This window comes from Streptococcus gallinaceus (assembly GCF_040545695.1).
GTDB lineage: Bacteria > Bacillota > Bacilli > Lactobacillales > Streptococcaceae > Streptococcus > Streptococcus gallinaceus.
In genome coordinates this window covers 330,939-349,729 of sequence record NZ_JBEPMK010000001.1, presented here as the reverse complement: position 1 = coordinate 349,729, position 18,791 = coordinate 330,939, and the positions used below count along the sequence as shown (strand labels likewise).

The window sequence follows — 18,791 nt, the reverse complement described above, 5'->3', positions numbered from 1 at the left end:
TTACTTTCGACACTAAATTAAATAAGGATATAAAGAATAGCTGAGCGACCTGACCAGGCGTAATATTTTTTTCCAAGATAGTTCTGGCTAGCTTGCTCCACCTCTTCTTGGTTAAAACCTGAAATTTTGACATAGTCTGCATTCTGACTAATTTCGGTCAAGAGATATCGGTCTTGTGCCACCACTTGAAAATCCTCTCCGGCAAGCAATTCTTGCATGAAAATCTTTTCATTTTCTACAAAAATCACATACTGCGGAAAGATTTGTGCCAATTCAAACAGCAGTTGGCTGGTCACTGAATCATCTTCCTCAGCAAACACTTGAGCCACTTCTTGGTCAGACACGTAGGCAAAGCCGAATGATTTACCAGACAAATTCAAGCGGACAAAAGGCTTCTCCTCAGCAAATGATGGACTGTCCTGCAACAAACCAAGCTTGACAGACAAATCAAAATAATAATCTGTCGCCGCTTTCGGTGTTTGCTTTTGATAGAGTTCCGCAAAATAAGCATTGATAACAGACGGCGGTGGTGTGATAAAATCTAGCTTTTCTTGGTCTGTTCGTGTGGCTAATTTTTTCTTCAGATAGACCTTATCTAGACTGGTAAAACCACCATATTTCATCGCTAAATCAAGATAGTCCGTCATAAAATTCTTCCAACTTCCATTTATTATCTGGCGAGATGTAGCCTGAAATCACTTCTACATCCTCTTGATACTCCCGCTTGTCAATCAGCGCAATTTTTCCTAAGTCATGCAGGCGATAAGACTGGGCAAATGGCACACGCAAATCAAATCTCTCAAACATGGTTTTGATTTTAGCAAGGACCATCATCTGAATGTGTGCTCTGGCTTTTTCATCCTTAGCAGAAATCATGACGTGTGGAAATTGACTAGGCGTAAAGTCCTCACCCGTCTTGTCCAGTTTATTATAAACAGCCAAACGAGGAATATCCAACATATCCAAATCTTTCAGAATGTCCAAGACCACCTGCTCCTGCTCTGAATGGTTTGGATCACTGGCATCAATCACATGAAGCAATAAATCCACATTCATAGACTCTTCCAGTGTCGACTTAAAGGCTGAAATCAGCTCCGTCGGCAAATCTTGGATAAAGCCAACCGTGTCCGTCAGCGTCACCTGAAAGGTATCTGATAAACTGATTTGCTTGGTTGTCGCATCCAGGGTCGCAAATAATTCATCCGCTTCATACTGCGTCTTCTCCGTCACGGCATTCATGATCGTGGACTTCCCAGCGTTTGTATAGCCAATCAATCCAATTTTAAAGACACCCGACTGCAGGCGACGTTCACGCACAGTCGAGCGATTTTTTTCAACCACTTTTAACTGCCGTTCAATATCATGAATTTGATGGCGAATGCTTCGACGATTGAGTTCCAACTGACTTTCACCTGGACCACGCGATCCGATTCCACCAGCCTGACGGCTGAGCATAATTCCTTGCCCCACCAACCGAGGCAGCATATACTTGAGTTGGGCCAAATGCACTTGCAATTTTCCTTCGTGACTACGCGCCCGCATGGCAAAAATATCCAGAATCAACTGCATCCGGTCAATGACCTTGACACCAAGCATGGTTTCCAAGTTGGTATTTTGCCGAGGCGTCAAGCGGTTGTTGACAATAACCGTGTCGATTTCTTCTGCCTCCACCATGTCCGCAATTTCTTCCAGCTTTCCAGAACCAACAAAGGTCTTACTGTCGTATTTTTCACGTTTCTGAGTATAGGTATCCACCACAACTGCCCCTGTCGTTTTGGTTAGGCTAGCCAACTCTTCCATGGACATGGCAAAATTTTCAGTTGTTTGTAATTCCACCCCAACCAGCAAGGCACGTTCTTGTTCTTTTTTCGTTTCAATCATGTAAAAACGCCTCTACATCTTCTATTATCTGCTCCTTCATTCCTGGCTCAGAGATGTGGTAAAAATCCACCTTCATCCGATTTCGGAACCATGTTAGCTGCCGCTTGGCAAATCGACGCGTCGCCTGCTTGAGGGTATCTGTCACTTCCTCCAGTGACTGCTGATTTGAAAAATAAGGAAACAGCTCCTTGTAACCAATGCCTCTAGCTGCTTGGCAGTCTGGGTCGGCCTCATAGAGCCACTTGGCCTCCGCTAACAATCCTGCCTTCATCATCTTGTCCACACGCTCGTTGATGCGGTCGTACAAGACCTGACGTTCATCAGACAAACCTATTACAAGCGCATCGTAAGCAGGTTCCCGATTTTCCAAATCTTTGCCAAATTTCTTCAATTCTAAACCACGGATAGCCCGTCTGCGATTGAGTTGAGCAATGAGAAGCCCTTCTTTTTCAACCAATCGAAACAATTCCTCATCAGCCAGTTTTTCTAATTCACCACGATAAGCCAAAACCGCTTCTTGATCAATCTCACCACCCAAGTGATAACCTTCAAGCAGGCTTTGTAAGTAAAGACCAGTCCCTCCTACAATGATGGGCACTTTCCCGCGCGATACAATTTCTTCAATAAGAACCTGGGCCTCTTGTACAAAATCAAAAGCCGAATAGCCGTCCGTCACCTCCCGAACATCAATCAAGTGGTGCACTGCTGCTGTCTGTTCTTCCTGGCTAGCCTTAGCCGTCCCAATATCCAGCTGACGATAGACTTGCTGGCTATCTCCGCTGATGATTTCCCCATTAAAGCGCTGAGCCAAATCAATCCCTAATGCAGTCTTGCCCACAGCAGTTGGTCCCAAGACCACAATTATCTTTGTTTTCATCTTTTTTCCTTGAAAATTTCTGAGTTTTTCGCTAAGATTATTATAACATAAGTCATTGGGTGCATGCCAAACACCGTGCTAAAACTTGCACACTTGAGCTTGTCGCACTCATCACTATAGAGAAAAGAGGTTCCATTATGGCTAAAGGTTTTGGTAAAGGTTTCTTCACTGGTGTTGTTGCATCTGTAGCTGCTCTTGCTGGCGCAGCATTTGCAGTTCAAAAAACAATCATTGAACCAGAAGAAAAGAAAGAAGCATTCATCGAAGAAAATCGTAAAAAAGCTGCACGTCGTCGTGTATCACGCTAAAAAACAGCCTGCGGGCTGTTTTTTTGTATCGTGTGATATAGTTTATAACTATATATATTGACCATTTTTAACTATTTTCCAAATGCATTCAACTGGTGTATGATAGTTTCATCAAGTAAAGAGGTATAATATTATGACAAAATCAAAATTTCAATTAGTTGGCTCACTCTTGCGTCCTGCAAACCTTCGTGAATACAAGACAGAAATTGAACATCGTGATGATATCCAATATCCATTCTACGATGCGCTTCCAGGCTACCAAGAAACTGAAACAGCTGACATCAAACAGTCTGTTGCTGACCAAAAAGAAAACGGGATTGATATCCTGACTGATGGCGAATTTGGTCGCTCTATGTGGCACCTCGACTTTGTTTGGGGATTAGGAGGTGTTGAGCGTTATATTGCAGAGCAAGGCTATACTTTCCAAGACCATGAAGAAGGTGCATTTGAAACTCATAAAGACATCGGCATTCGTATCACTGCTCCACTTTCTGGTAAAAATCACCACTTCCTAGATATTTACAAGCAAGTTGTAGCAGCTGCTGACGGCCAAGATACCAAGCAAACTATTTGGGGACCTGCCCATGCCTATACTGAATTGGCTATTTTTGACGGTCTTGCCGGCGAAGGACAAGTTTATAAGACAAATGACGAACTCAAAGCAGGACTGATCAATGCCTATAAAGAATTTTTGGCAGAGTACAAAGAAATAGGCGGAAAAATTGTTCAATTTGACGATTGGCTTTGGGGTTGTTTGATGAAACAAATCCATTAACTCCATTTGCTAGCCTATCAAGTACTGACTTGGCTGGATTGGCTGACGAATTTATCGCTATCAATAATGAAGTTGTAGACTACGCACACTCTATCGGCCTCACTGTCTGGACACACAACTGCCGTGGTAACTACGAAAGCCGTTCTGCAACAGGTGGTACCTATGAAGCCATCGCCAAAAAATTCTTGGCTGATCAACACTACGATCGCTTCTTCCTTGAGTGGGATAGCGATACTTCTGGCGACATCAAGGCTCTTGAAGCTTTGAAAGACAAGGATGCTGAAGTGGTACTTGGACTTCTCTCATCAAAAACTACTGACCTTGATGATGAAGCTCGTGTCCTTGACCTCCTCGAGCAAGCTAGCCAAATCTTGTCAAAAGAACGTCTCCTTCTATCACACCAATGCGGATTTGCATCTTGTGACTCAGGAAATGAATTGGCAATCCCACAACAATGGGCAAAAATCAAACAAGGTCAAGATATCGCAGCTAAATTCTGGAACTAAGCTAAATACTCCTCTATTCAAAGAGGAGTATTTTTATAATGTCTTCTTACGAGGCAGTTGACGGCTAATCACAACATCTTTTGGACCTGTCAGTAAGATTGTATCCATCATTTCCTTGTCAGATACGGACCTGTCTACCTGCAAAAGATACTCCAATACCAGACGGTCTTTCTTCGGTTTGTAATGTAAAGAAGCCAGCTCTGCTTTTTTCACCGTAGAAGAAAACTGCTTTTCAAAAAATTGGTCATAATCAAAGTCCGTCGCCACGGTAAGTAAAACATGTCGTCTTTCCTGATTAACTTGTACAAAGTTACTGCGTTCTATGATGAAGATCAATAGGCTTAAGACCAAACTAAAGGCCACAGCTAAGGTCAGATAGCCCATCCCCGTTGCTAGACCAATGGCTGTCGCCATAAAGACTGCAAGCAGCTCTCGCGCACTACCAGCAGCCGAACGAAATCGGATCAGGCTAAATGCTCCCGCAACTGCCACACTGGTTCCTAGATTGCCATTGACCAGAAAGATAATCAAAGCTATCAGACTCGGTAGAAAAATCAAGGTCACTACAAATTCCTTACTGTAACTGGCCCCAAACTTGTAGACGGCTGCTAAAAGCAAGCCTAATAGGAGACTGGTAGCAAAAGTTAAGCCCATTTGTCCTACCGTCACACTAGTTGAACTGGTTGAAAATAAACTATCAAATAACAGCGTCTGCATGACTTTCACCCTCTTTATCGGCCATGGCTAACTGATAGGCTCGACCGTATTTTGAAAAGGATTGCTTCTCAATCTTGTACTTGGTCAGCAACTCCTCTAGCCACTCAGGCCTTTCTCCTGGCACCTTCACTTCCATGATGACCTTATTTGGATCAAGCAAGGGTTGTCCAAACTTCCCAGCCAAAGCATCCACTTCTGTCCAGCGATAAAGAAGTTGCTGGTCAATGGTAATGCGAATCTTACTATCTGTCTTCCCCTTGAAAGACTCGCGATCATAATAGATATACATCATGGGCTGAATGCGCCCATAGCGCTTACGAAGCTGACTCAATTCATCCGTAACGGTCTGGTCTGTAATGGTCGAGTCCACAATCCCGTTCTCAATGTAACGACCAATCGAAATCGGATTGGACGTCAAACGAAACTTGTAGCCGATTTTATTTTCTTTCTTCTTGATTTCCAAAAATGCTTGACTGCTAGCTTCAGGATGGACTGCATAGAGACGCATCCGCACCTTTTCTCGGCCATTTTTCTTGGCAATCGAATCTTGAATCATCTGAAAGTCTTGATTATCAAAATAGATGTTCGTGATGGTAGAGGTTGCAAACTCATCCTGGGTCATATAAGCCGCCATCTCCTGAGAAAATCGCTCCCAAACCACCTTATTCAAGATATACTTGCTCTCTTTTCGCTTAAATTGTTTTTGAATAATTCGCGTTTTCATGTCTTACCTCTGCTTTTTTATGATGGTTTTATTGTACCGACTGAAAATTAAATGAAACTGAAAGAAAAGTTAAAGAAAACTTAATTATCATTGCAAATAAGTTGTGTCGCTACTCGAATCAAGGAAGATATGATAAAATGTAAGCAAGAAAGTGAGGTCCTCATGGTTTACGAATTTTGCTTAGAATATGGAACTTTCCCTGTTAAAGAACGCAATGGCTTCTTCCTTACCAAAGAAACTATTCCTGAATTTATGAAAAACGATACAGACTTAATTGACCGTCTACAAGAAATGAATAGCCTTTTCCACGAATTATTCATGATTGTTGAATGCAAGTTTGACTATATCGGTGGAGAATCCCCAGAAAAAATTGACCAGCTTCGCCCGCTCTATGCTGAGCTAAGCCAAGAAGTCATTCAAAAATATGGTGAACAAGAAAAAATCATTGTTGAAGACTTTATATTATAAAAAGAACCGAGGATTTATTCCTTGGTCCTTTTTCATTTTAACGAATTTCTGCTCCCAATTCTTGGAGAGATTTGCTGATTTTAGCCATGTAGCCTGTTACTTCTTCATCCGTCAAGCTATCGACGGGATTTTGGAAGGTCAAACTGTAGGCCATTGATTTGTGCCCCGGCTCAATGTTGCTACCTGCGTAGACATCAAAGAGAGTGATGTCAGTCAAGCGTTTCACATTTGCCTTAGCAATGGCTTCTAAGATGTCTTGGTGTTGAATTTCTGCCTTAACCAAGAGGGCAATGTCACGGCTAACAGCTGGGAATTTGCTAATTTCAGTAAATGGTTGAGTTGGCTGCAAGGCTGCTTCTAGCAAGTCCATATTCAACTCTGCCACATAAGTTTCTGGGATAGCATAGTCTTTTGCTGTCTGCGGGTGTACTTGTCCTACAAAACCAAGTAAATCTTCACCGAGGTAGATGGCTGCTGTGCGTCCTGAGTGCAAGGCTGCAACCTGACTTGTCGCACGGAATTCAGCAGTCAAGCCATACTTCGCTAACAAGCTTTCCACGATTCCTTTTGCATGGAAGAAATCAACCGCCACGGCTGGTGTTTGGAAGTCTTTTTCCGCTACCAAACCTGTCATGACAAGGGCAAATTTGCTAACTTCTTGTGGCAGATCTTCTTTTGCATTGCCTGTTTGTTCAAAGACTTTTCCGATTTCATAGAAAGCCAAGTTTTTATTTTTACGAGCAACGTTGTATGCAACTGTTTCCAGCATACCAGACACCATATTTTGACGAAGTGCAGAGCGGTCTACTGTCATCGGCCACATAAGCTCGGTTACTTGAGTTGGTTCAAGTGTGAATTCAACTGCTTTTTCTGGAGTAGTCAGCACATAGGAAATGATTTCAGTCAATCCTGCTCCCTCAGCCAAACTACGCACTTGACGACGAAGTTGTTGGCTACGTGTCAACTCACCAGCAGTACCGTCTTCTTGTGGCAAGGTTGTTGGAAGATTATTATAGCCATAAATACGAGCAATTTCTTCCACCAAATCAGCGGGAATAGTAATGTCCCAACGACGACGTGGTACTTGAACAGTGAAGGCTGTGTCGTCTCTTGAAATTTCCATTCCCAATCGACGGAAAATAGCTGCAATTTCTGCGTATGTAAGGGCTGTTCCCAATGAACGGTTGACATAATCGACTTGAGCTGTCACAGGAAGTGCGTCCGTATCGACTTGACCGGCTACCACACGACCAGCCAAGACTTGACCACCAGCTAATTCTGCAATCATTGCTGCTGCTGCATCCAGGGCTGCACTCAAATCCGCCACATTGATACCTTTTTCAAATCGTGAAGAAGATTCTGAACGCAAGTTGAGACGACCAGATGTTTTACGGATTGATTTTCCGTTGAAGAGGGCTGCTTCCAGAACAACATTTGTCGACGTCGCATCGATTTCCGTAGAAGCACCACCCATAACACCACCTAGGGCAACTGGTTTGTCTGCAACGGTAATGACAATATCTTCTTCTGTCAATTCACGCTCTACTTCGTCTAAAGTCACCAAGGTTTCTGCTGACTTGGCCTGACGCGCTACAATTTTCTTGTCTTCAAACTTGTCCAAATCAAAAGCATGCATGGGTTGACCAAAGTAGAGCAAGATATAGTTTGTCACGTCAACTACATTGTTAATAGGACGGATTCCTGAGTTCATCAGAAGATTTTGCAACCATTGTGGACTCGGTGCGATCGTGACATTTTCCACCACACGCGCCTGATAGGCTGCTACACGCTCAGAATCAATGGTTACTTCAATGACATCGCTGGCTTTTTTCTCCACTTCTGTCAACTCATAGCTTGGAAAATGCGGTTTGCTGTCGTAGATAGCCGCCACTTCGTGCGCCACACCACGCATAGACAAAGCGTCCGCACGGTTTGGAGTGATGGACAACTCAATAATCTCGTCATCCAAATCCAAGTATGGGAAGATAGAATCGCCTGCTACTGCATCCTCTGGCAAGTAGTAAATTCCATCCGCATACTCTTTCGGTACAACCGAATCCGAAACACCGATTTCTGCCAAGGAACAAATCATTCCTAGTGACTCTACGCCACGGATTTTTCCTTTTTTGATTTTATGGTTTCCTGCAATACGTGCACCTGGCAAGGCAACAATGACCTTGATACCTGGCTTGACATTTGGTGCACCGCAGACGATTTGTGTGGTTTCTTCACCGACATTTACTTGACAGATATTGAGATGAGTTTCAGGAATTGGCTCTGTCGAGAGCACTTCTCCCACTACTAATTTTGAAAGACCTGCACTCACTTGTTCTACGCCTTCCACCTCAATACCAGTTGTTGACATTTTTTCCGACAAGTCATGGCTAGTCGCATCGAAGTCAACTAATTGCTTTAACCATTTATAAGATACTAACATACTTTCCTCTTTATACTCTCTTTACCCATTCTATTACAGCGCGATTGGACTCTCTATCAGCCTCTTTTTCAAATCCCATTGAAGCAGCCAACTGCACCAATTGAGAATCCTGTGATGGCAACTCTAGCAATAAAATATTCTTCCCTAGTTCCTTTGCTTCATCTACCGCAAATTCTAGATAAAATTTCTCCAAACCCTGACCCTGTACGCGGTTAAAAATAAAGAAATTCTCAATTTTTACTGTTGCATCATTCATATCAGACAGCTGCATACATCCCGCTAATTCATTATTCAACAAGATGACTGTGAAATTTTCATCTGCCTCTTTTGGAAGGTGGAAGAATGCCTCCATATACGTGTTTGGGTCACTCTCAGAGAAACCTTTCCCTGCCAAATACTGCTGCATTTCAGCTACAATTTGCGAAAATTCCGCCTCATAGGCTTTTCGAATTCCAATCGTCTTTACCATTTTTATTTCCTATCTAGCTCCCAAGAGACAGCTTACTTGAACTGTTCTGAGAAGCGAACATCACCTTGATAGAAGCCGCGAATATCATTGATACCATAACGAAGCATGGCAATCCGTTCTTGACCCAAACCAAAGGCAAAACCTGAATACTGAGTTGAATCAATACCAGACATTTCTAGCACGCGTGGGTGAACCATACCGGCACCCAAGATTTCAATCCAACCAGTCTTCTTGCAGACATTACAGCCTTCTCCACCGCATTTGAAGCAAGAAACGTCCACTTCAACAGATGGCTCTGTGAATGGGAAATAAGATGGACGAAGACGAATCTGACGCTCTTCACCAAACATTTTCTTGATAATCATCTCAAGCGTTCCTTTGAGGTCACCCATTGAAACATTTTTACCGACAACCAAGCCCTCAATCTGGTGGAATTGGTGCGAGTGCGTCGCATCGTCCGTATCACGACGGAAGACACGTCCTGGGGAAATCATCTTCAAAGAACCTTTTGAAAAATCGTGCTGGTCCATGGTTCTAGCCTGAACTGGACTGGTATGTGTACGCATCAAAATCTCTTCTGTAATGTAGAAAGTATCCTGCATATCACGAGCCGGGTGGTCTTTTGGCAAATTCATCCTCTCAAAGTTGTAATAATCTTTTTCTACTTCAAAGCCGTCCACAATCTGGAAGCCCATACCCAAGAAGATATCTTCAATTTCTTCAGAGGTCTGCGTCAATACATGACGGTAACCAGTTTTTACCGCACGGCCTGGCAAGGTCACATCGATAGACTCCGACTCCAGCTGTGCTTGAATTTTTGCTGCCTCAACAATTTTCACCTGCTCTTCAAAAGCACTAGTCAAAATATCTCGCACTTCATTGACTTGTTTTCCGACAACTGGTTTTAAGTCATTTGACAAGTCTTTCAGTCCCTTGAGCAAATCTGTCAAGGAACCTTTTTTACCCAAAACAGCCACACGCAAGTCTTGCAATTCCTTGCTGTGGTTGCCCGTCATTTCCTTCAACTGAGCCAATGTGGATGTTTTTAGCTCTTCTAATTGTGTTTGTAAGTCCATATTTCCTCCATTTTTGCAAACAAAAACACGTGTCCCTCCCTAGCGGAGCGTTGACACGCGGTACCATCCGTTTTTCATTTACAAGCGTAAATCTTAATTCTAAGTCCTTGTATGAGTGAATTCGCCACACTTTCCTCTAGCCGACTTCCAGTCACGGTCAGCATTCCCTGATAGATTTCCACATGGTTACTAGTCTCACAGACTCCTATTCAATTATTCTTCATTTTAGCAAAATTTCTGCTATTTGGCAAGAGAATCAACTAGTTGAAGTTGGTAGCTCCATCCCTTTTCTGTTTTCCTAACCGGGACAAAACCAACTGCTTGAAAACACTTCTGCGAAGCTAGATTGTAGTCATAGATTTCACGAACAGCAAGACTTGTCCAGCCCATCCTTTTAGCCTCTTCAATCGCCAATTGCAGAACTTGCTTGCCAAGACCTCGACCTCTATAAGCTGCGTCTCCAATCACTATCGGTAAATCCTCCTGAGACAAGGTCACATCACCAATCGTCTTCCAAGAATCATTTTCCCATACTTCGATAAAATAAAGTTTCCCATGTTGCGATAAATATCCATACATGCGCACCAGCTTCTCCACGGAATACAGCTCTTTCACCCCATCAACCATATAAACCAGCTCCCTATCCTGATACCAAGGCAGGGCAAACAAAACATCTTCTCCCTCCAGATAAGGACGAAGTCTGATCTGCTCAGCAACATAGGCCTCTGACTTCATTTTCCAGCACACACTTCCTTTTTTTCTAAAAATGGCATAACAAATAGCTGAAAATTTATCCCTACGACCACTAGATAAATCAAGGGATTCTGGTCATAGGCTCCCACGAAATCCAACTGCATCAATTTGACACTAGCCCGAGTCAATCCCGCACTCCAAAACTGCAAGCCAAAAGGGGATAATAGTAATCTTAGAGGAGTTGGCAGTTGAAAATAATAGACCGCATACACCAACACAATTAAAATTAGATAAAGCCAACTATATTTTTTATGGTAAAAATACAGTTGGCTCCAAAACGTATGTTTCATTATAAAAGAGTTGCTAAACGAGTAAAGTTCAATTCTTTCGTGCGGTTTATAATGAGGAACCAGTCAACAATTGTCCAGATACCACATCCTCCAGCAGTCAATAACTTCAGAACACCCAAACCAGTTTCACCGAGCATGAAGCGATCCACGCCCAACGAACCAACAAAGATAGAAATAATCAACATTGTCGTCGGATCTTTATAATCAATTGTACTCATCAACAATTGTTTTTCTGTTGGCAAATTGTCCAATTTTTCTTTGATAAACGGAATTTTATCGTTTGGAAAATATTTTGCGTTTGCAACGATGAATGCATCTGAAAATTGACTCATGATTATCTCCTTTAACTTTTTCTATAAAGTTTTCCTTATTATAATATGCCATTCTCCCTTTGTCAATGCATTTTCAGAAAATTCGCACCTATCTACTGACGATTTTCATTTATCGTTGACGTGTATTTCCCCAGTGGTATAGTTGATACTGAGACCAGATTGGACATTTGGAATAAAGACGTTAAATTCTAGGCTACCATCAGATGATTTTGCTTCTAATTGCCGTCCGACAGCCACCAAGTCTCGGTCACTGGCATAAATCAAGGTTACACGATACCGTACCTTTTTGTTGTTATCAAGCGCTCGCCGAATCAATGTTTCATAATAGTTCTGACCAGTTGAATAGGGATCATCTGCTTGATTTGACCAAGCTGTCTGCGTAGCCACATTTTTTGGATTACTAGTCGACGCATCAAACGTTTTTAGACCACCTGCAATCGCATAACCCAGTAGATGCCCTCGGTCAACAGCATGGTCATACTCTCCGGATAAATCATGAACTTGGTGCCATCCAACAGGTGTCCACGAATCCGAACCATTTCCAGTTGCATTTCTGTCTCGATATTGACGAGTTGCCTTGGTTAGCAGGGCATTGGCCACTGTTGGTAGCTGCTCACCTGCCACTTCTTTAGTTTTATTTTCAGCATAAGGTGCACTCGCTACAGAAGCGTTCAAATTAGTTTTATTACCATTGACAATATAAGCCCCCGCCTTGTTCCACTCTAGATCAGAACCGATTTGCTTTGTCACACTATCTAGTAAGGCGCTTGACGCCAATTCTTCTGAGGGAACGGACTGACGCGAGCTAGATTGATTGACCAAGTAGGTCGCCTGCCCCGTACCTGCCTGCTGATTACTTCCAGCTTCCTTGTACAAATATGAACCAGCTAACACTACGATAGCAACTACGACACTAATCCAACTAGCCGATTGTTTTTTTCTATTTTTATTTGTCATCATACTCCATAAGGAAAAAAGTAGGTTCCCCTACTACTCCCCTGTAAATTTACCAATAATTTCCTGCCATTTATCCATATGTAAAATAGCCCACGGATTACTCCCGTCACCAATCACTGCATACCCAATCATCATACCAGCTGCAAAGAGAATGAGCGCCAGAATGACCACGATTAAAATATACAAAAGTTGCTTTCCGACAAAGGTCAAGTTTTCCTTATCCATCGTACTCCTCACTGTCTACACGTTTGATGTCTGCACCCAACGCAGCCAATTTCTCATGAAACTTGTAATAGCCACGATCCAAGTGCGTTAATTTTCCAACTAGAGTTTCACCCTCAGCTACCAAACCAGTCAAGATCAAGGCTGCGCTAGCACGAAGGTCGGTTGACATAACCTTTGCCCCCTGCAATGGAGTGCCACCTGTAATAATGGCCGTATCACGCATAATTTCTGAATGCACATCCATCCGACGCATCTCTTCCAAGTGCTGGAAACGATTCTCAAAAACCGTTTCAATCATAGTTGATTCGCCCTTAGCAACAGCCATCAGAGCTGTAAATTGAGCCTGCATATCTGTAGGGAAACCTGGGTGTGGCAGGGTTTTAACCATCACAGGTTTTAAACGAGACACATCCGATTGGATGCGAATACCTGCATCCTCCTCCGTTACAGAGACACCCATTTCCAGCATCTTCGAAATCAACGGACGGTTGTGCTCCCATACAGCATCCTTGACCAAGACATTACCACCAGTCATGGCAGCTGCCACCATAAAGGTGCCTGCTTCGATACGGTCTTGTACAACTTGATGTTCTGCACCATGCAGTTTGTCAACACCCTTGATTACCAGCGTTTCCGTACCTGCACCTTTTATTTGTGCACCCATTTTATTGAGCAAAATAGCCAAGTCCACAATCTCAGGCTCACGCGCAGCATTTTCGATAACAGTCGTTCCTTCAGCGAGGGTTGCCGCCATCATCAAGTTTTGCGTCGCACCGACACTTGGGAAATCCATGTAAATGGTCGCACCTTTCAGCTTATCGGCACACGCTTCAATATTCCCAGCTTTTTGTGTAATCGTCGCACCCATAGCTTCCAATCCCTTGAGATGTAAATCAATCGGACGACTTCCAATGGTACAGCCACCAGGCATAGAGACAATGGCATGACCATTACGCGCCAAAATCGGTCCTAAGACAACAATAGAAGCTCGCATCTGGTTGACATACTTGTAGGGTGCTTTACTGCCAATCTCCCCACTTGCATCCACACGAACTGTATTTGCCGCCTCATCGAAACCCACTTCAATATCCAAACCACGTACCACATTGTTCATTGTAAAGACATCAGATAAGATTGGCACATTTGTCAAAACAGTCTGCCCTTGGTCTGCTAAAATCGTAGCTGCCAAAAGAGGTAGGACGGCATTCTTTGCACCTTCAATCCTCACTTCACCAACTAAGCGATTGTCGCCACCTTTTACAATAATCGAATCCAAACTTTCTTCCTCATTTCATATCTATTATTGGGTCACTGCTAACGCCAAGGAACGGCTAATGGTCAACAAATCTAAGAAAAATGTTGATACCATATAACCTAAACCAATAGCTACAAACAAGAGCAGGAACTGAATTTTCATTTTATTTTCTGCTGTGCCCCGTAGAAATTTTGACCAATCTACGACGCTAGTCAGCAAATCATGAGCCAGATAGATAAATAACAAATGGCTCAGTAATCTCAAAATATTTGCAATCATAAAAATATTATACCAAAAAATCAGATAAGTCGCCCCGTTTTGATACAGAAAAAGAGACTCAGTATTCTGGTCTCTCCCTCATTATTTATTTCCGACACGGATACGGTTGATTGCACGTTGCAAGGCAACTGTTGCACGACGTTCCATATCAATGTTTTGAGCTTTTTGAGCTTCTTCCATCGCACGTTCGGCACGCAATTTAGCCCGCTCGGCACGACTCACATCAATATCACGAGCTCGTTCAGCTGAGTCCGAAATGATGGTAACAATATCGTTGGCAACTTCTAAAATTCCACCATTTACTGCAATCCAGTCAACGTGATTTTCATCATCAATCCGACGAACTTTAATTTCATCAATGGCCAATACCGCAACCATGTTAATGTGGCCCGGAAGAATCCCCAACTCTCCTTCTTGCGTCTTACAAAGCAAGAAAGCAGCGTGGTGATCGTAGCGGATACCGTCAGGTGTTACAATTTGTACTGTCATTTCAGCCATGTCACACCTCTAAAACTTCATCTTAGAAGCTTTTTCAAGTACATCCTCAATACCGCCTACCATACGGAAGGCATCTTCTGGAACGGTATCGTGTTTACCATCAAGGATTTCCTTGAAACCACGAATGGTTTCCGCAACTGGTACGTATGAACCTGGTTGACCCGTAAAGGTTTCCGCAACGTTGAAGTTTTGTGACAAGAAGAATTGGATACGACGTGCACGTCCAACCAAAGTCTTTTCATCATCAGACAGTTCATCCATACCAAGGATAGCAATGATATCTTGCAACTCTTGGTAACGTTGAAGAACGCGTTTTACTTCCATGGCAACAGCATAGTGTTCCTCACCAACAATCTCTGGTGCCAAGGCACGTGAGCTTGAAGCAAGAGGATCCACCGCTGGATAAATACCAAGCTGCGTCAACTTACGTTCCAAGTTGGTTGTTGAATCCAAGTGAGCGAAGGCTGTTGCTGGCGCAGGGTCAGTATAGTCATCGGCTGGCACGTAGATGGCTTGGATTGAGGTAACAGAACCTTTTTTAGTTGAGGTAATCCGTTCTTGCAATTGACCCATTTCAGTTGCCAAGGTTGGTTGGTAACCAACAGCTGATGGCATCCGTCCAAGAAGGGCTGATACTTCAGAACCTGCTTGGGTGAAACGGAAGATATTATCGATGAAGAGAAGTACGTCTTGACCTTCTACATCACGGAAATATTCAGCGATTGTCAAACCAGTAAGGGCAACACGCATACGTGCTCCTGGTGGTTCATTCATCTGACCAAATACCATGGCTGTTTTTTCAATAACGCCTGATTCCTTCATTTCCCAGTAAAGGTCATTCCCTTCACGAGTACGTTCCCCAACACCGGTAAAGACAGAGATACCACCGTGTTCTTGTGCGATATTATGAATCAATTCTTGAATCAAGACGGTTTTACCAACACCGGCACCACCGAAAAGACCAACCTTACCACCTTTCAAATAAGGGGCAAGCAAGTCGATAACCTTGATACCTGTTTCCAAAATATCAGTTGAAGTTGACAATTCGTCAAATGTTGGTGCTTTTTTATGAATTGGTTGACGCTCTGCTTCTTCAGCAAATGGCTCTTCCAAGTCAATGGTATCACCTAAAACGTTGAATACACGACCCAATGTTTCTTTTCCCACTGGAACGGAGATAGGACGACCTGTGTCCAATACTTCCATTCCACGAGTCAATCCATCCGTTGATTCCATAGCGATAGTTCGTACGACACCATCACCAAGTTCTAGGGCAACTTCAAGAACGACTTTTTGTTTTGATTCATCGTTTTTGTAAACGACAAGTGCATTGTTAATCTCAGGTAACTTGTCTTCTGCTGCAAATGCAACGTCAACGACTGGTCCAACTACCTGAGTAATTTTGCCTGAACTCATCTATTCTCCCTTCATAAGATATGAGAGCGTCCAAAGCGACTGAAGATCAAAGCTAGGCTTCCATCTTCTCAAACTTTTAGCTCGAATTCAATTTCTACTAAACTATCTAGCTTTCTTGATAGCTTGTCATTTTTTAATCTAATGCTGAAGCTCCCGCAACAATTTCCGTAATTTCTTGGGTAATGGCTGCTTGACGAGCTCGGTTATACTGAATGGTTAAATCAGAAATAACATTTTTTGCATTGTCCGTTGCTGTTTGCATGGCTGTCATACCAGCCGCACTTTCAGCTGTTTTTGCATCAAGAAGTGCACCGTAAATCATGGACTCGGCATACTGTGGTAATAATTGATCCAAAATCGCACTACGGCTTGGCTCCAACTCAAAGCTGGCAGTGTAGCCGTCTACTTCATTGTGGTCCAAATCTTCAATCGGCAACATCTGTTGGACACGAACTTGACTAGTCAAGCTATTGACATGGTGATTGTAACACACGTAAAGCTCGTCAAAAATCTCGTTCTTGTACATCTCAACAGACTTGTAGATGATTTTTTGTACTTCTTCAAAGTTTGGATTGTCAGCAATACCACGCAATTCAAAAATCGGAGTCATGCCACGATTTTTAAAGAAGTCCGCTCCCATCCCACCAATAGCAATAATTTCAAATTCATCCTTGCTTGTGTGATCCTGTTCAATCATTCCCATCACAGCTTTTAGAATCGTTGAATTATAGGCACCTTTCAGTCCGCTATCAGAAGTGATGACGATATAGCCTGTCTTCTTAATCTCCTCACGGCGAATCAACATGGGATTGGTTGAACCCTTCATCAATTCGGCACGAAGTAAATCTGTTGTGATATTCCGTACCTTGTCAGCGTAAATCTGAAACGACTTAGCCGCCTGTTCAGATTTTGCTAATTTAGCTGCAGAAACCATCTGCATAGCACCTGTGATTTGACTGGTTTTCTTTGTCGATGCAATTTTATTTTTAATTTCGTTTAGAGAACCTGCCATTCCTCACACTCCCTTATTTGAAAATAGACTGGTCTTTGAATTCTTGGATAGCAACATCCAACAAACTTTCTTCAGGCAAGTCTTTTGTCACTCGAATTGTATCCAATAAATCATTGTGATGCATATCAAAGTAAGCATACAATTCTTGCTCAAATGATAATACATCTGCTAATGGTACTGAGTCAAGGAAGCCATGAGTCAAAGCATACAGAATCAACACTTGTTTTTCAACTGGTAATGGTTTGTGAAGTGGCTGTTTAAGTACTTCTACCGTACGACGTCCACGGTTCAATTTTGCTTGCGTTGCTGCATCCAAATCTGAACCAAATTGTGTAAAGGCTTCTAATTCACGGAAGGAAGCCAAGTCGATACGAAGTGTACCCGCAACTTTCTTCATGGCCTTGATTTGCGCCGCTCCACCTACACGAGATACAGATGAACCCGCATCAATGGCTGGACGAATCCCTGAGTTGAACAAGTCATCTTTCAAGAAGATTTGTCCATCAGTGATAGAGATAACGTTGGTTGCAATGTAGGCTGAGATATCTCCAGCTTGTGTTTCAATAAATGGCAAGGCTGTGATGGAACCACCACCCAACTCATCTGAAACTTTCGCAGAACGTTCCAAGAGACGGCTATGAAGATAGAATACATCCCCTGGGTAGGCTTCACGACCTGGTGGACGACGAAGCAAGAGAGATAATTCACGGTAGGCTACCGCTTGTTTTGACAAATCATCATAAACAATCAAGACATGTTTGCCTTCATACATGAACTCTTCGGCCATGGCAACACCTGCATATGGCGCCAAGAAGAGCAATGGTGAAGGTTGAGATGCTGAGGCTGTTACAACGATGGTATAATCCAAGGCACCATATTGACGCAAGGTTTCAACCTGTGTGCGGACAGTTGATTCTTTCTGACCGATAGCCACATAGATACAGATCATATCTTGGTCTTTTTGGTTCAGAATCGCATCAATGGCCACAGATGTTTTACCTGTTTGACGGTCACCGATAATCAACTCACGCTGACCGCGACCGATTGGTACCAAGGCATCAATCGCCTTCAAACCTGTTTGCAAAGGCTGGTTAACAGATTTCCGTTGCATAACACCAGGTGCAGGTGCTTCAATCGGACGTGTTTTGGTAGTCCGAACTTCACCCAAGCCATCAACTGGCTGTCCAAGCGGGTCAACAACACGACCAATCAATGCAGGACCAACAGGTACTTCCATGATTTTACCAGTACGGCGAACAATGGAACCTTCCCGAATATCTGTAAATTCGCCAAGGATGATAATCCCTACATCTGATGTCTCCAAGTTTTGAGCCATCCCAATTGTGCCATTTTCAAATACAAGAAGCTCACCACTCATGGCATTATCAAGACCATGGACACGAGCAATCCCGTCACCAATATAGGTTACAACGCCTGTTTCGGTATAATCGAAGTCAGGCTGATAATCTTCAATTTGTTTTTTTAGTAAAGCGCTTATTTCTTGTGCATTAATCACCAAAAGAACACCACTTTCTA

Annotated in this window: 21 protein-coding genes and 1 pseudogene; 3 read left to right on the top strand and 19 right to left on the bottom strand. The window is 43.0% G+C overall.

The genetic code is table 11. The annotated features are described in order from the left end of the window. Nucleotides 1-17: 17 nt before the first annotated feature. The 3 genes from ABID27_RS01815 to miaA are packed head-to-tail and all read right to left on the bottom strand — an operon-like array spanning nucleotide 18 to nucleotide 2,758. The gene (locus ABID27_RS01815; protein ID WP_253363031.1) at nucleotides 18-647 is read right to left on the bottom strand and encodes a cystathionine beta-lyase; all 630 of its coding nucleotides are present in this window, start codon (nucleotides 645-647) and stop codon (nucleotides 18-20) included. After that, a complete protein-coding gene (hflX, locus tag ABID27_RS01810; RefSeq protein ID WP_354279816.1) occupies nucleotides 631-1,881 on the bottom strand; it encodes a GTPase HflX in 1,251 nt (416 codons plus the stop codon). Before hflX ends, ABID27_RS01815 begins: the two co-directional genes overlap by 17 nt. Continuing rightward, entirely contained in the window at nucleotides 1,874-2,758 is an 885-nt protein-coding gene (gene miaA, locus ABID27_RS01805) for a tRNA (adenosine(37)-N6)-dimethylallyltransferase MiaA (protein ID WP_354279814.1), read from the bottom strand. The genes hflX and miaA overlap by 8 nt, the downstream gene beginning before the upstream one ends. A 137-nt stretch (nucleotides 2,759-2,895) precedes the next feature. Between miaA and ABID27_RS01800 the strand changes: the two genes are divergently transcribed. Further along, nucleotides 2,896-3,066 (top strand): DUF3042 family protein, encoded by a 171-nt coding sequence (locus ABID27_RS01800; RefSeq protein ID WP_253363025.1) that lies wholly within the window; start codon nucleotides 2,896-2,898, stop codon nucleotides 3,064-3,066. Between the two features lie 133 nt (nucleotides 3,067-3,199). Continuing rightward, nucleotides 3,200-4,347, top strand: a pseudogene (locus ABID27_RS01795) (cobalamin-independent methionine synthase II family protein). Between the two features lie 33 nt (nucleotides 4,348-4,380). Here ABID27_RS01795 and ABID27_RS01790 read toward each other — a convergent pair. Then, nucleotides 4,381-5,064 carry a DUF4956 domain-containing protein gene (locus ABID27_RS01790; RefSeq protein WP_354279812.1) on the bottom strand — a complete coding sequence of 228 codons (684 nt, stop codon included), beginning with the start codon at nucleotides 5,062-5,064 and terminating at the stop codon, nucleotides 4,381-4,383. Beyond that, a complete protein-coding gene (locus tag ABID27_RS01785; RefSeq protein WP_354279810.1) occupies nucleotides 5,045-5,788 on the bottom strand; it encodes a polyphosphate polymerase domain-containing protein in 744 nt (247 codons plus the stop codon). The genes ABID27_RS01790 and ABID27_RS01785 overlap by 20 nt, the downstream gene beginning before the upstream one ends. 129 nt (nucleotides 5,789-5,917) lie before the next feature. Between ABID27_RS01785 and ABID27_RS01780 the strand changes: the two genes are divergently transcribed. After that, nucleotides 5,918-6,256, top strand: coding sequence for a hypothetical protein (locus ABID27_RS01780; RefSeq protein WP_354279808.1), 339 nt, complete (start codon nucleotides 5,918-5,920; stop codon nucleotides 6,254-6,256). A 37-nt stretch (nucleotides 6,257-6,293) separates the two neighbouring features. Here the strand turns inward: ABID27_RS01780 and pheT are convergent, their stop codons facing one another. The 14 genes from pheT to atpA form a co-directional block, all read right to left on the bottom strand. After that, nucleotides 6,294-8,693: a phenylalanine--tRNA ligase subunit beta gene (gene pheT, locus ABID27_RS01775; RefSeq protein WP_354279806.1), complete on the bottom strand. Its 2,400-nt coding sequence runs from the start codon at nucleotides 8,691-8,693 to the stop codon at nucleotides 6,294-6,296. A 10-nt stretch (nucleotides 8,694-8,703) separates the two neighbouring features. Next, on the bottom strand, nucleotides 8,704-9,162 hold the full coding sequence (locus tag ABID27_RS01770; RefSeq protein WP_253363006.1) for a GNAT family N-acetyltransferase: 459 nt from the start codon (nucleotides 9,160-9,162) through the stop codon (nucleotides 8,704-8,706). A 32-nt stretch (nucleotides 9,163-9,194) separates the two neighbouring features. Continuing rightward, nucleotides 9,195-10,238: a phenylalanine--tRNA ligase subunit alpha gene (pheS, locus tag ABID27_RS01765; RefSeq protein ID WP_354279803.1), complete on the bottom strand. Its 1,044-nt coding sequence runs from the start codon at nucleotides 10,236-10,238 to the stop codon at nucleotides 9,195-9,197. A gap of 240 nt (nucleotides 10,239-10,478) precedes the next feature. Beyond that, nucleotides 10,479-10,973 carry a GNAT family N-acetyltransferase gene (locus tag ABID27_RS01760; RefSeq protein WP_354279801.1) on the bottom strand — a complete coding sequence of 165 codons (495 nt, stop codon included), beginning with the start codon at nucleotides 10,971-10,973 and terminating at the stop codon, nucleotides 10,479-10,481. Next, nucleotides 10,970-11,281, bottom strand: coding sequence for a DUF2752 domain-containing protein (locus ABID27_RS01755; protein WP_354279800.1), 312 nt, complete (start codon nucleotides 11,279-11,281; stop codon nucleotides 10,970-10,972). Before ABID27_RS01755 ends, ABID27_RS01760 begins: the two co-directional genes overlap by 4 nt. Next, nucleotides 11,281-11,613 carry a TM2 domain-containing protein gene (locus tag ABID27_RS01750; protein ID WP_354279799.1) on the bottom strand — a complete coding sequence of 111 codons (333 nt, stop codon included), beginning with the start codon at nucleotides 11,611-11,613 and terminating at the stop codon, nucleotides 11,281-11,283. The genes ABID27_RS01755 and ABID27_RS01750 overlap by 1 nt, the downstream gene beginning before the upstream one ends. A 105-nt stretch (nucleotides 11,614-11,718) precedes the next feature. Then, nucleotides 11,719-12,570 (bottom strand): DNA/RNA non-specific endonuclease, encoded by an 852-nt coding sequence (locus ABID27_RS01745; RefSeq protein WP_354279947.1) that lies wholly within the window; start codon nucleotides 12,568-12,570, stop codon nucleotides 11,719-11,721. A gap of 33 nt (nucleotides 12,571-12,603) precedes the next feature. Further along, nucleotides 12,604-12,795 carry a DNA-directed RNA polymerase subunit beta gene (locus tag ABID27_RS01740; RefSeq protein WP_354279797.1) on the bottom strand — a complete coding sequence of 64 codons (192 nt, stop codon included), beginning with the start codon at nucleotides 12,793-12,795 and terminating at the stop codon, nucleotides 12,604-12,606. Then, nucleotides 12,788-14,071, bottom strand: coding sequence for a UDP-N-acetylglucosamine 1-carboxyvinyltransferase (gene murA, locus ABID27_RS01735; RefSeq protein ID WP_354279795.1), 1,284 nt, complete (start codon nucleotides 14,069-14,071; stop codon nucleotides 12,788-12,790). The genes ABID27_RS01740 and murA overlap by 8 nt, the downstream gene beginning before the upstream one ends. Before the next feature lie 24 nt (nucleotides 14,072-14,095). Next, nucleotides 14,096-14,329, bottom strand: a complete 234-nt coding sequence (locus ABID27_RS01730; protein ID WP_354279793.1) for a DUF1146 family protein — start codon at nucleotides 14,327-14,329, stop codon at nucleotides 14,096-14,098. 81 nt (nucleotides 14,330-14,410) lie between these two features. Next, nucleotides 14,411-14,827: a F0F1 ATP synthase subunit epsilon gene (locus tag ABID27_RS01725; protein ID WP_253362995.1), complete on the bottom strand. Its 417-nt coding sequence runs from the start codon at nucleotides 14,825-14,827 to the stop codon at nucleotides 14,411-14,413. A 9-nt stretch (nucleotides 14,828-14,836) separates the two neighbouring features. After that, nucleotides 14,837-16,243: a F0F1 ATP synthase subunit beta gene (gene atpD, locus ABID27_RS01720; protein WP_354279792.1), complete on the bottom strand. Its 1,407-nt coding sequence runs from the start codon at nucleotides 16,241-16,243 to the stop codon at nucleotides 14,837-14,839. Nucleotides 16,244-16,376: 133 nt separating this feature from the next. After that, nucleotides 16,377-17,255, bottom strand: coding sequence for a F0F1 ATP synthase subunit gamma (locus tag ABID27_RS01715; RefSeq protein WP_253362991.1), 879 nt, complete (start codon nucleotides 17,253-17,255; stop codon nucleotides 16,377-16,379). Between the two features lie 13 nt (nucleotides 17,256-17,268). Beyond that, nucleotides 17,269-18,774 carry a F0F1 ATP synthase subunit alpha gene (gene atpA / locus ABID27_RS01710; RefSeq protein WP_354279790.1) on the bottom strand — a complete coding sequence of 502 codons (1,506 nt, stop codon included), beginning with the start codon at nucleotides 18,772-18,774 and terminating at the stop codon, nucleotides 17,269-17,271. Nucleotides 18,775-18,791 lie beyond the last annotated feature (17 nt).